The organism is Rhizobium sp. B21/90, assembly GCF_019355815.1.
Classification (GTDB): Bacteria; Pseudomonadota; Alphaproteobacteria; order Rhizobiales; family Rhizobiaceae; genus Rhizobium; species Rhizobium rhododendri.
Window position 1 is genome coordinate 262,607 of sequence record NZ_CP072164.1, and the last position, 12,877, is coordinate 275,483.

Consider the following 12,877-nt stretch of genomic DNA (forward strand, 5'->3'; position numbering starts at 1 on the left):
GACTGACGCGAAGCCTGATCGACCTCTCTGTTCAGTCCTTTGATCACCCCTCCTCAGCCGGCGCCTCGCGGGCAGCGGGTCAAGGGCCGCCGTCAGGCGGGCGGCAGCTTAACCCTTGATGCGCTGGCCGCGTATGCGGCAGCTCTCCTCTCTCCCTCCTCTTCTTCAATTCCTCATTCCAGTCTTCACATTGCGGCCTCAGCCGCGAGAAATCGCAACCGGCGCGATCTGCCATCTGGCGCAGACGATCGGCAAATATTTCTCCCTGGACGTTGTTGTCGGTCGCGGCCACCAGCCACGCGCCTTTCCCGGAAGCCAGGATCTCCAACGCCTGAGCGGTCCGCGGCGACCAGCCGCCACCGGTGCTGACGTAGAGCGTGTCGGATCGTGTCTGCTCGATCGCGGCCAGGCTGAGCGCATCGATCGCCGCCTCTGTGACGCAGATCCGACGGGCATCCACCTTTCCAAACCGGAAGAGGGCCTTGGCGCCGCCGGTGGAAAACCCGCGCCAGTCCGGGCCGCGCTCTTCCCAGCCAATGACGGCGCCAGCCTCATCGACATGCTTTGCCCACATCGAGCCATAGGGGCCCTCCCGAAGAAGGTCTGCCGCGACTGCCGCAGAGATGACTTGCCGTGGCAGCGCCCGGCTCTGTCGAAGGTAGCTCCACGTTGCCGATGCGCGCCACGGCCGTTTTCTGTGGTTCCAGCGGTCAGCGACGGAAGCCCCTGTTTGCGTTTGACGGAGAGGCTTCTCCCAGGTCGGTGCGGTTGGCTGAAACGCGACGAGATCGCCGACCACCGCCAAGGCCTCGGCAAAGCCGATCCCACGGAGATAGCTTGCGAGCGCGAAAACATCGCCCTTGGCATCCGAACGGGCGTCGAACCAGCCCCTGTCGTCGTGGATCACGATGATGATGTCGTCGTCGCGCCGGAATTTGACCGCCCGGCGTGTGCTCTCTTTTCGGTCTATCGCGAAGCCCTCACGCTCAAGGACGGCTCCGCAGCCCACCCGGGTACGCAGTTCCTCAATGTCATTTTTCTCCATTTCACTTCCTTTAGCTTTCCTGACTGTTCGGAGTAGCAGCGCCCAGGCCGCGAAGATGGAAGCGCGCAAGGGCGCGGTTCGCAATGTGCAGATCTGCCGGGAAAGATCGCGGCTAAGCCTCCCTTGCGCGGGCAACAGCGCGAGCGGCACGCGCTTCCCCGAAGGGTGATCGGCTCAATGAGCCGATCCATAGGCAAAGGGATCATAGATATTGATGATGGCGTCTTCGTCGCCGTCATACTCGGCGGAAATCATGACGCCGATCTCACCATCGATTTCGAAGAGGGTGACCGGGACCATCAGGGTCCGGGCAAGATCGAATGCGTGGTTTTGTGCGAGGCTGAGATCCGACATGTGAGGCTCCATCCAGTGGCGGGGCCGATCCCCGCTCGATGGCGCCCGTTCGATCCGGGCCTGACCGCGGTCACCTCGGCGGCGCAGCCAGAGAGGTCGCAGTAGCTGCGAACCCCTTGTGGGTTGACCGTCCAAGGACGGGGCTGGATTAGGGATGCCAGACAAGAGAGCTGGGTTCGGCAACGCCATAGGTTGGAGCGGATTGGTATTGGATCTCGCCGCACAACATTCTCTGGGTCAGCCAAACTGTAGATCCTGCTACGAAATGGAGATGTGGAGGTGCTTCATGACAAGAGCGCAGCTGGCGACGCCACGCTGGAAGTCGTGCATCCTGGACAGGCCCGATTACATGGCCTAAACGATCATCTCTAGCCGCCAACGAGCCCTTGCGTCGTGTCGGGTTTTTGCATATATTCCGTGTCGGGTGTTTGCAGAAAGAAACGAACCATGCATCAGGCTAGGACATTGAAGCAGAAAATCCAGAACCGCGTCGCGCGAACGAAGAAAACTGATGTCTTTCTTCCGCGGGACTTTGCTGACCTGAGTGGTGAGGATCAGGTTCTGCGCGCGCTCAGGTCTCTGGTCCACGATGGGGCTCTGATGCGGTTGGGCTACGGTGTCTACGCCCGGGCGATGCGGTCGCGTTTATCGGGCCAGCTTATTGTCTCCAGTTCCAACGGCTTCCACAGTGCTGCACTTCAGGCACTGAACAAGCTTGGTGTGGCTTGGGAGCAGAGCGACAGCACGAAAGCTTATAATGAAGGCCGTTCCACTCAGATCCCGGTGAACCCGACGGTCAAAGTCAAGGCGCGTTTCAACCGACGGCTTTCCGATGGCCGCGCGGAGCTCCGCGTTGAACGGTAATCCGGACCGCAAAACTCTTCTGGAGGTACAGGAGTTCTTTGGTCTGCCTTCGCCTGCTTTGGTGGAAAAGGACTGGTTCGTTGTTCGCGCCCTGGCTGCCATCCATGATGTGCAGGTCGATGGATTGACCCTGGCGTTCGGCGGGGGAACGGCGCTTGGACGCGCATATCGTTTGCTCGAACGCATGTCAGAAGACATTGACCTGCGCATCGTCGGCAAGGACAGGCCGTCTCGCGGCGAGCTTAAACGCCTGCGAGCCACTGTGAACGAGCGGCTTGAGGCAGCGGGTTTTGCGGTCGAAGGCCACTATGTTGTCAAGCAAAGCGATCGCTACGTTCGATATGATCTGCCCTATGAACCCATCGCTAAGGGTGAGGGCGTTTTGCGACCGGAGATCAAGATCGAAATCGCTGCATTCCCGATTTGCACGGCGCCGGAAAATCGCTCTGTTGCTTCCTTTGTTGCTGAGGCCACCGGCGCGTCTGCCGAGGCCACGGATGTCGCGTGCGTGAGACTGGTTGAAACCGCGGCTGACAAGTTCGTTGGTCTCGGACGTCGGGCTGGATTTGCGTTTGCCAATCTTGGGCCCCTCGATCACACGCTTGTTCGTCACGTCTACGACCTATCGCGTATGGATGGCCACTACGATGCGGATGAGGCGGCCGCAATCGCGTTGGAAACGATAAAGGCTGAAGCCAAGAGCCGTGCCGACGATTATCCTGCCTATAAGGCGGACCCGAGGGCTGAAACGCTCCGCGCGTACGAGACGATGTCCAAACACGGAGAGTTCGCAGCGGGTTATTCGAAGCTGCTCGGCGACATGGTTTATGGTGAAAAGCCCGAGTTCGAAGCCGCGTTCGGAAAGGTTCAACATTTCGTCGAACGGATCCGCAAGGCCTAGAATTCGAGGGATGCACCTGCTCTTCGATTATGAGGAATGGGTCTAGAGGCTCTAGCCGAGAGGCTTCCTAAGCCTGCCGATCCGCCGCCTTAAACGAACCTGGGCGGCGGAAAAACCGGATCTACCGAAACAACGGTGGAGACTAAGACACCAGATTCGACTCTCACCGATACCGCTGATAGTGTCGTGTGGATTAGCACCGCATGGAGCACCTCGGATGCGAAGTCTGGTCGTAGTCGTCCTTTTAGCCTGGCTCTCCTACCTGGTATTTTTTATGAGCGCGCTCGTACCGGTGCCGCGCAGCGTCCACGCCGTGGTGTTTTCCGGCCTTGTTCTCGCGTTGCTCTTCGTCTGGATCGGCGTTGCTGAAGGCGTCCGCCGGCCGATTACGAAGACGATCCTTTGGATCCGCGACCTCTTAGCTGGTTCCACACGACAACTGCGATGATCGTCGTAACAATCAACAAGCCAGTCGTTTCCGGCGTGCTTCCCTGAAACGCATCGGAAGAAACGCCTCCTATCGGCTCCGCCGCGCCCGCGCTTCCCTTCGCGCTCATCGCCAATCTCGCTCCCGATGCCCGCATCAAGAGGTAAGGGATAACCGTATTCAAGCCCGCGAGCACCGCCAGGTAAAACCAAGCTTCTGCAGGAAAGTTGATGTGTCCCACAGTGGCAAGGTCAAGAATGCCGAAGCTCGCCGCCCCGGATGCCATTAGCGCGCCACCGATGCCGAAAGAAAGAAAATAGAACGTAAAGGGGTCGATATCTTCGCCGCCCCCGACCGCATGATAGGCGATGCCCTGCGCGACACCCGTTACGATAGGCACCCAAAGCACTGTCGGATCGAACTCGCCTGCGCTCTTGGCACCATCGAAAATCAGCAGAGCGACCAGGCCTACCAGAAAAATAGCCGCCCCCAAGTCGAGGCGGTCTACCAAGTCCCGCCTCCGGATCGCCATCATCAGTGACGTGGCGATGCTGGTGGCGAATATAACGGGGATCGCCACATAGTCCGGCGCGAGCGAAACCGAGAGGGTGGTGCCGCCGTTGGCGCAGACCACGCCGAAAACAGCGAATGCAATGATGGTTTTCGACTGGCTCAGTGTTATGCGCGGCATTCCGTAGAGCAGAGCCCGGCCAGAGAAAAGTGCCAGGAAGAACACGGAAACGGTCGCTGTCCGCAGCACGGTCAACTGCACAGCAGAGAAACCATATCCGCGCAAGACACTCCCTGGAATATCGGCGAGGCCTGTCAGAAAAAGACTGAATGCAAAGGCGCAAAAGCAGGTGACAGCCTTAAACCGCGCCGTCATCAGCTGATCGGGAAACTTGCGAATGTTGAACATGAGTCACACTCCACCTGATGGTAAATGGAGTATGCGCTCATCGGGCGACGCTGAGATAGACACTGGCTCTTTACGAAAATAGTTAAAATCAATACATCAATAGCCGGCCTCTGTAAAAACTTTCACGACACCTGTAAAAACTACGGATAGAGCATGGCTAAGACCAGCAAGACTACCCGTGTACTCGAGTTCGAGTATCTCGATGAGCGGATCAAGGCAAAAACGGAAGACGCTTGGTTTCAACTGGTCGACGCGCTCGGCAACCTGTTCGATCGAGATGACTCGTTACGCGGAGATCTCACACATACGCTGCACTATCTGCTTTCGCGCGCATCCGGCAGCACGTTATCGAAGCCAAGCTTAAACAATCTCGATGAGATGGTTTGTGACTTCGCTCGGCGTTTCACCAAGGCGGGCTCGGGGTGTCCAATAGGCGCTAGTTTCGCTGCCCAGTCAGTTGGCCAATTCATTCAACGCCAGATTAATAAGCCGGATGCCCGACCGGCATATACCGTCTATCTGTTCTTCCTGCTGGCTGTCGCTATTCATGATGGTGAGGAGAAGTTCTTCGAACACCACATTCACAAGGAAACTGGCGAGTTCAGCCAGTTCCTCGTCGAGCTTCACCACCTTGTCGCACGAAAGGAGCCGATTGGAAAACTCGTTTCGAAGGTAGAGGACTTCGACCAGCGGCGAAAAAGCCGCAGTCAGCTGAAATACGACCTCGGCGGCATGATTAGCTTGGCGAGTTCAACTCGCAAGCCTTGTGGCGATCGCTTTTCAACCAAAACGCGGTTGAGAATTTCAAGAACACCAAGTCCACCGAACGCAAGTTTGTCTGCTACCGCTTCTCCTCACACGGCGAGCCGCCGAAGGTGGTCAAAAGCTTTTTGGTCTTCCAATCCCCCGGCTTGTTGCACAGCGAAGGCGGTGGCCTGCGCAATCATTTCGCCTTCAAACTGTTCTACAAAAACAACGTCAACAATATCCGCCGATCCGCCGGCGCGGTCCTCCATCTCGGCAATACGATTACCTGCTACGGGAGCTCAAGGATCGTTGAACCAGGAGCCGAACCGAAACACCAGGATGCCGTGTCGGAAGATAGGAGGCCAAAGTCATTGGTTTTCGAAGCACCGGATTCGAGCGACCGGATGTTGTTTGGGGTTATGATGTCGATGAACGAAGAAAGCATACCAATTGCAAGCCGCATCATTGCCATTGAGACGCGGCATAAGAACTCGATGGACGCCGGCATCGGGTCGATCGATCCGAGCGGTATGGCTTTGGAATTTGCTGAAGTCGCCAGCTTCGCGCACCGGATCGTTTCGCCCGAGAGAGCAGAAAAGGGGTGGGCCGATCTCGTCGCGTTGCTTAAGGCAGACGTGTTAGCGGGAACATTGATCACACCACAGGATTTCCAGCGCCGTGGCCTTTACTAGAATGACGATCAAGGCTGTCCGAACCGGCAACCAGACGCTCTTGCGGATACGCGTCTTAAGTCTTCTTTTTCGCCCATAGCTCGCTTGTCCGCTCCATCGTCACCAACTCAGGCGGAAATGTCCGCTTCTGGAATGCGAGCGCATCATCGAAGCTCCCGTGAAGCCATTGTTCATACTCATTGGGCTGTAACAGAACAGGCATCCGGTTGTGCACGGGTTGGATCGCCTCATTGGCGTCCGTCATGACCCCGGAATAGACCGGACCCCACTCGTCGCTGATACGCCATAGCCCTGCCCAGGCGAAGACCGGCTGGTCCTTCAGTGCAAACCAGGTGCGCGTCATCCTACCCTTTTCACCCTCGGCCTCGGCAAAACCCGTTACGGGGATCAGACAACGCCACTCGGTTTACGTGCCAGGCCGATCCACATGCCTTTCGCAAGGTCAGCAATGTTGTTGACCGGCTTTGGCTTGGCTTCTGGCTTCATGCCTTTCAGGCGCAGGGGAAAGCCCCACACCATCGAGCGAAGCTCGCGAACACCGCCGTTCTCCGTTACCACCATCCCGGGGGTGCCCGGATAGACTTCCTCGGGAGCGTTCGATTGCATCGGGTTCGGAACACGAAAGTGCGCGGCCACTTCTGCGGCGGAAAGACGGACGGTGTACAAGTTGCACATATGGCAGACCTTTCAACACGAAACCTTGGCTACATAAGCATGTTGTCCCGACGTGGTGAAGCCTTGGAGGGTGCAACGCCGCTTTGCCAGCGGTCGCGGCTATGCAGGATTTCGAAGTCATCCGATGACGGTGGATCGCGAAACTGGAATGCGATCACATCTTCGATCGAACCGTGAAGCCAGCGATCGTACTCCTCCGGCTTGAGCAAAACAGGCATGCGGTCGTTGAAGGGCCTGATCTTCTCGTTGGCAGTCATGGTCATGCCGGCGAACACCGGGCCGAAGTCTGGCGTGTTCTTGCAGAACCCCGCCCAGGCCATCAATGGCTGCCGGTTCTTCGAAAACCACGATCTGGTTTTCTCGCCTTTGACACCGTCGGGGTTGGCGAAATGGGTGAGTGGGATCAGACAGCGGTATTTGGGGTCGACGACGATGCGGTCCCAGAGCGGATTGGTAAGATCCGCAACGAGGCCGATGCGGCTCGGTGGCTCGCCTTCACGCCTCATGTCGCGTGTCTGTCGCGGAAAACCCCATGAGACCGACTTCAACAGCCGCACTCCGTCTTTCTCAAGGACGATCAGGCCCGGGGTGCCTTCGACGGTCTCGCTCGGCACCTCAAGCGCCGGCGCGATGTCGACCGCGAAATGGGCGACAATCTCCTCCAGGCTTTTGGTGACTGCAAACAGACGCGACAAACCGGCCTCCTTAGTGGAAGTTTCTGGATTTGATCTTCAAATTATCAATATGAAGGTCAGGAATATAGATCTCGCGCGCCTGCACGACGGGTTTGGGATTGTCCCGTGGATCGGGGCCCCCTCCGTGCTTGACCTGATCGCCGCGGCCGTGGGGAAGCGGGAAGTCGCCGTCACGATTACCAATGCTCGACAGGTCGGCGGAGAAATCGAACAGGCGCTGGGCAACGAGGTGAACGACCTCGCCTTCCCGCTGGATACGGCCATTGATGGCCATCATGCTCGCTGTCATCAGGACCCGCCGCTGGCGTTCGAACAGCGATGGCCAGACCACTGCATTGACGATGCCGGACTCGTCTTCCAGCGTGAGGAACATGACGCCTTTTGCCGATCCCGGCCGCTGTCGCACGAGAACGAGACCCGCAGTCCAGAGCCATTTCCCGTCGCGTTGCGCCATCGCCTCGGCGCAGGGGACGATGCCTTTTCGGTCGAGGTCTTTTCGGAGAAACGACACCGGGTGCGCCCGCAATGTGAGGCCCGTGTGTGAGTAGTCCTCGACGACCTCCCTGCCCTCGGTCATCGATTTCAGCGCCACTTCAGGCTCCTGCATCTCGGCGATCACCTTGGCTTCGCGCTCAGCGGCGGCCGCCCAAAGCTCCAGGGGTTCATCCCGGAGCGCCTTGATATCCCAGAGTGCCTGGCGCCGCTCCAGTTGCAGCGACGGCAGGAAAGCATCTGCCTCCGCTAGCTTGACCAGCGACGACGGAGACACGCCGGAGCGTCGCCACATGTCATCAGCGGATACGAACGGCTGTTCGGCTCGCGCCAGGATAATGCGTGCGGCGTCGTTGGTGGACAATCCCTTGACAACACGCATGCCGAGACGAACAGCGAAGCGGTCGGAATTGCCGATCCGTTCCATGGTGCAGTCCCAGCGGGAGCGGTTGACGCAGACCGGGCGGACTTCGACGCCGTGGTTCCGGGCGTCCTGGACGATCTGCGCGACGCTGTAAAAACCCATCGGCTGGCTGTTGAGCAAGGCAGCACAAAAGACATCCGGGTGATGACACTTCACCCACGAGCTTGCATAGGCGATCAGCGCAAAACTGGCGGCATGGCTTTCCGGAAAGCCATAGGAGCCAAACCCTTCAAGCTGGGTAAATGTCTTCTCGGCAAATTCGCGGGTGTAGCCGTTCTTGACCATGCCTTCGACGAGCTTGTCCTTGAACTTCGACACCCCGCCCGTGAACTTGAACGTCGCCATTGCCCGGCGCAACTGATCGGCTTCTCCCGCGGTAAATCCGGCGCAGGTCATCGCGACTTTCATCGCACTTTCCTGAAACAGCGGGACGCCGAGCGTTTTACCCAGAACGGCTTCGAGCTCGGGCGTCGGGTACTCGACCTTCTCCTTGCCCTCACGCCGCCTCAGATACGGATGCACCATGTCGCCCTGGATGGGTCCCGGCCGGACAATGGCCACCTGCACGACGAGATCATAAAATGTGCGAGGTTTCAGGCGCGGCAGCATCGCCATCTGCGCGCGGCTTTCGATCTGGAACGTGCCGAGCGTATCGGCCTTGCGGATCATCGCGTAGGTGGCCGGATCCTCCTGCTCGACATCGGAAAGGCCCATGGGAATATCCTTGTGCTCACCAAGCAGCTCGAACGATTTCGCCATGCAGGTCAGCATCCCGAGCGCCAGCACGTCGACCTTCATGAATTTGAGGGCCTCGATATCGTCCTTGTCCCACTCCACCACCTGACGGTCCTTCATCGATGCCGGTTCGATCGGCACCAGATCATCCAACCTGTCCTGCGTCAGAACGAAACCGCCCGGATGCTGGCCAAGATGGCGGGGCGCGCCCATCAGCTGGGCACTAAGGTCCAGCGCCAGCTTCAGGCGATAGTCGGCCATGTTCATGTTATTCTCTTTGAGCTGCTTCTCGCCGACCCCTTCCGACCAGCCCCAGACGCCGGAGGACAGTTGGGTGATCAGATCTTCAGGCAGGCCCAATGCCTTGCCGACATCGCGCAGTGCGCCCTTGGCGCGGTAGCGGGTGACGGTGGAACAGAGCGCCGAGCGTGAGCGGCCATAGGTCTCGTATATCCACTGGATGACCTCCTCGCGACGGGAATGCTCGAAATCAACGTCGATATCCGGCGGTTCGTCACGTTCCATCGAGACGAACCGCTCGAACAGCAGGTCACCCGTCTCCGGATTGATGCTGGTGATGCCGAGGCAGTAACAAACCGCCGAGTTCGCCGCCGATCCCCGGCCCTGGCAGAGGATGCCTTGCGACCGGGCAAACCGGACGATGCTGTAGACGGTCAGGAAGTAAGCGGCGTATTTCATCACCCGGATGAGCTCGAGTTCGTGCAGGATCGCCTTGCGGACTTTGTCGGGGATCCCCTCGGGGTACCGGGTTGCGGCGCCTTCCCAGGCGAATTTGGTCAGCGACTGCTGCGCGTCGAGCCCCGGCACAAGCGCCTCTTCCGGGTACTGATATTGGAGCTCGCTCATGTCGAAACGACAGCGATCAACGATTTCCCGCGTTCGCGCCAGCGCTTCAGGATATTCCGAAAACAGCCGATGCATCTCTTCCGGTGCTTTTAAGAACCGATCGGCATGCCGCTCGCGATCGAAGCCGACGCTGTCGATGGTGGTGCGGTTGCGGATGCAGGTGACGATGTCCTGCAGCTGCCGGCGACTGGGATCGTGAAACAGGACGTCATTGGTGATGACCGTCTTGACCTTGTGGCGTGCGGCCATGTTCGACAGGTTATGGAGCCGCAGGCGATCGTTGGGGCGACGGCGCAGGCAGAGCGAAACGTAGGCCCTGTCTCCAAAGATCGCAGCGAGCTTCCTGAGCTGGCCGGCAGTGGTCTCGTCGGCCTCATCAGGGATAAGGATGGCAATCAGTCCGCCGTTATAGGCTTCCACATCGGAGACATCGAGAATGCACTTGCCCTTGCCGCCCCGGCTCTTTCCGAGCGAAAGCAGCCGCGTCAGTCTCGAGTAGGCCGGCCGGTCGGTCGGGTAAACCAGGATCGACATGCCGTCAGAAAGATCGAGACGACAGCCGACAACCAATCGCACTCCGGTGGTCTTCGCCGCCTCCCAGGCGCGCACGATGCCGGCCAGCGAGTTGCGATCGACAACACCCACGGCGTCAATGCCAAGCGCTGCCGCAGTGGCGAACAGTTCCTCCGAAGAACTGGCGCCCCGCAGGAACGAGAAATGTGTGGTGACCTGAAGTTCGGCATACCTCATCCGAACACCCCATGTAGAAACCAGAGGTGCGAGCCCGTGTCGGTATCCACGCCATCGCCGGCACGGTAGACCCAGTAGCGTTCACCCGCCTCATCCTCCACGACGAAGTAGTCCCGTACGGCGGCGTGCTCTCTCGGGCGAACCCACCATTCCCCAAAGATGCGCTCCGGCCCGTCTGCTCGCTTTACCCTCCGACGCTTGCCGCGCCAGGTGAACACGGCAGGTGGCTGGTCGGGGAGCAAAGCGGTCACGTCGATCCGCTCCGGGTTCGCCAGCAGCCGCGATGGCCTTGGCCATTTGGCGGCCCATGTCGCCCCGGTTTCGTCGGCCGTCGGACCGATGCGCATCACCGACCGTTCCGGAACGTCGGAGGCGACCGGCGTGACCCGGTAGAGACGTTGGCCGCGGTTGCCGAGAATGTCGACGAGCGGTGTGACATCGACAACCAGCTCCTCGATGAGCGACGACGCGACCTGTCGCTCCTCCAATGGCTCCACGATCAAGGCAACAAGGACGAGCCGTTCGATCCCGAAGCCCGGGTCGATCTTTTCGATGCGGTCGCAAAGCAGCTTTGACAGCCGAGCGGGATCCCTGACCGGTTTTGCAAGCCCCGCTCGAACACACTGCCGCGTGTTGTCGACGCGGTGGATGACAAGATCGGAACGTCTGACGCCAAGGCCGCGCTCTTCCAGTTTGGATGTCAGTTCGCCAACCAGTCGGCGTACATATTTGGCGATTGTCTCCGCGGCGCCGATCGGCTCCTGAAAGTTCTTGGCCACCTCGACCAGCTCTGGTGTCCGCAGAGGCTCGATGGGTTCTGCCATCCGCCCGAACAGTTGATCTAGCCGCCTACCGACCTCCGGGCCGTATCGCAGCGTCAACGGCGCGCGAGGCATCGCGGAGAGTTCACCGACCGTCTCGACGCCCATCACCCGCAAACCGTGGATCGTGTCCGGGGCGAGCCGGAGACAGTGGATCGGCAGGCGAGTGACTGCTTTCGCCACGCCGCCTAGCGGAACAACGGTCGTTTCCGCCGATGTCAGGCGGGTGATCGCGTGCGCTGCTCCCCACGTATCGGCGACCGCAGCACGAGCGGTCAGGCCTCGACCTCTCAAGCCATTGACCAGCCCGGAAATCAGCAGGGCTTCGCCGCCCTGAAGATGATCGGCGCCTTCGGTGTCCATGACGATACCGTCCGTGCCGTCGACGGCAACGACAGGGCTGTATTGCCGGAGCGCCCACAGCGCCAGGCGTTCAAGGGCAGCCGCGTCGGCGGCAGGATCTGCATCGATCATCGTAAGGTTAGAGACCACAGCCTGCGCTTTGCTTGCAGGCATCCCGACCTTGAGGCCGAGTATGCGCGCGGCGGTGTCGGCAGCCGAGACCCAGCGTTTCGAGCCCGATTTCGAAATGACGACAAGCGGCTGGTTAGCTGGCACGGTTCCCTCTCCATGCCGACGTATCCGGTCTGTTGGCAGATAGGGGAAGTAGACACAAACGACCCTTGGCATCACAGGCTCCTAGTTCGAACTCGGCACACTCGCCTGCTTTCACGCGCATCAACTCTGCCAGCCATCGTGGGCGGCCAACGCCCGCGACTGGCAACTCCTCCGACGGCAGCACGCTCACCCTCCATCTTGTCGTCGAGGCTGTCGGATTGCCGAAGTCCGACGCCTCCGTCTGTCGCCGCCATCTGCGGACAACGAGCCCCATGGTTCCGGTTTTCTCGGCAGCCAACTGCAGCCGCCGGGATGCCACCATCGGCAGACGCACAAGTTCACCCACGACAGCAGCCAGCCCCCCGAAGGAAAGCCCCTCTTCCATGGAGGCAAGGACGTCCTCCTCCTTGTCGCCTTCACAAAAAATCACGCGGTCGGGATGCAGGCCTGCCTGGGCGATAGCGGGGAAGAAGAGATCGGGTCTCGTCAGGCACCAAAGGACCTTGCCCTTCGAGCGCGCGGCAATTCCGGCGGCGAACAGTGCTGCCGCTGCTCCATCCACCGTGCCGGCTCCGCCGCCGGCGATCTCATGAAGAGCTCCATAGGGCAGGCCACCACCTGGTAGACGCTCGTCCATCTCGCGAACGCCAAAGGGCAGTACGATGGCCTTTTTCGCCGCACTCCCCTCAAGGTGCGCGATACGGTCTCTGAGTTCCTCGATGACCCGAGGATTGGTGGCGCGCGACATCATTCACGGACCTCCCCGGCTCGCGTTGCATGGACTTCATGTCCCCGAAAATAGTTGACGTTCCTCTTTTGTTCCGCTCCGTTGAAAGAGTCAAGCCGGTCTA

Annotated in this window: 11 protein-coding genes and 1 pseudogene; 3 read left to right on the plus strand and 9 right to left on the minus strand. The window is 59.7% G+C overall.

The genetic code is table 11. From position 1 onward, the window contains the following. Positions 1-79: 79 nt before the first annotated feature. Positions 80-1,045, minus strand: coding sequence for a DUF3991 and toprim domain-containing protein (locus J5278_RS27185; protein WP_111218249.1), 966 nt, complete (start codon positions 1,043-1,045; stop codon positions 80-82). Between the two features lie 174 nt (positions 1,046-1,219). Beyond that, positions 1,220-1,399 (minus strand): hypothetical protein, encoded by a 180-nt coding sequence (locus tag J5278_RS27190; RefSeq protein WP_111218251.1) that lies wholly within the window; start codon positions 1,397-1,399, stop codon positions 1,220-1,222. Positions 1,400-1,864: 465 nt separating this feature from the next. On the opposite strand from J5278_RS27190, the gene J5278_RS27195 reads away from it, so the two are divergent. Both J5278_RS27195 and J5278_RS27200 read left to right on the plus strand, forming a co-directional pair. Further along, the gene (locus J5278_RS27195; protein WP_234625163.1) at positions 1,865-2,263 is read left to right on the plus strand and encodes a DUF6088 family protein; all 399 of its coding nucleotides are present in this window, start codon (positions 1,865-1,867) and stop codon (positions 2,261-2,263) included. Continuing rightward, complete coding sequence (locus J5278_RS27200; protein WP_247749450.1) at positions 2,253-3,164, plus strand: nucleotidyl transferase AbiEii/AbiGii toxin family protein; 912 nt, start codon at positions 2,253-2,255, stop codon at positions 3,162-3,164. The genes J5278_RS27195 and J5278_RS27200 overlap by 11 nt, the downstream gene beginning before the upstream one ends. 386 nt (positions 3,165-3,550) lie before the next feature. On the opposite strand, the gene J5278_RS27205 is transcribed toward J5278_RS27200, so the two are convergent. Together J5278_RS27205 and J5278_RS27210 are read right to left on the minus strand one after the other, a co-directional pair. Continuing rightward, complete coding sequence (locus J5278_RS27205; RefSeq protein ID WP_111218253.1) at positions 3,551-4,510, minus strand: hypothetical protein; 960 nt, start codon at positions 4,508-4,510, stop codon at positions 3,551-3,553. Between the two features lie 453 nt (positions 4,511-4,963). Continuing rightward, positions 4,964-5,137, minus strand: a complete 174-nt coding sequence (locus J5278_RS27210) for a hypothetical protein (RefSeq protein ID WP_154677459.1) — start codon at positions 5,135-5,137, stop codon at positions 4,964-4,966. A 137-nt stretch (positions 5,138-5,274) separates the two neighbouring features. Here J5278_RS27210 and J5278_RS27215 point away from each other — a divergent pair, with 137 nt between their 5' ends. Next, the gene (locus J5278_RS27215; protein WP_111218254.1) at positions 5,275-5,949 is read left to right on the plus strand and encodes a hypothetical protein; all 675 of its coding nucleotides are present in this window, start codon (positions 5,275-5,277) and stop codon (positions 5,947-5,949) included. A 55-nt stretch (positions 5,950-6,004) separates the two neighbouring features. On the opposite strand, the pseudogene J5278_RS27220 reads toward J5278_RS27215, so the two are convergent. From J5278_RS27220 to J5278_RS27240, 5 genes and pseudogenes are all read right to left on the minus strand, one after another. Next, positions 6,005-6,624, minus strand: a pseudogene (locus J5278_RS27220) (SOS response-associated peptidase). A gap of 29 nt (positions 6,625-6,653) precedes the next feature. Further along, on the minus strand, positions 6,654-7,319 hold the full coding sequence (locus tag J5278_RS27225) for an SOS response-associated peptidase family protein (RefSeq protein ID WP_111218258.1): 666 nt from the start codon (positions 7,317-7,319) through the stop codon (positions 6,654-6,656). A gap of 10 nt (positions 7,320-7,329) precedes the next feature. After that, positions 7,330-10,587 (minus strand): error-prone DNA polymerase, encoded by a 3,258-nt coding sequence (locus J5278_RS27230; RefSeq protein ID WP_209186613.1) that lies wholly within the window; start codon positions 10,585-10,587, stop codon positions 7,330-7,332. Beyond that, complete coding sequence (locus tag J5278_RS27235; RefSeq protein ID WP_209186612.1) at positions 10,584-12,098, minus strand: DNA polymerase Y family protein; 1,515 nt, start codon at positions 12,096-12,098, stop codon at positions 10,584-10,586. Before J5278_RS27235 ends, J5278_RS27230 begins: the two co-directional genes overlap by 4 nt. Beyond that, a complete protein-coding gene (locus tag J5278_RS27240) occupies positions 12,016-12,774 on the minus strand; it encodes an ImuA family protein (protein ID WP_209186621.1) in 759 nt (252 codons plus the stop codon). Before J5278_RS27240 ends, J5278_RS27235 begins: the two co-directional genes overlap by 83 nt. Between the last annotated feature and the right edge of the window lie 103 nt (positions 12,775-12,877).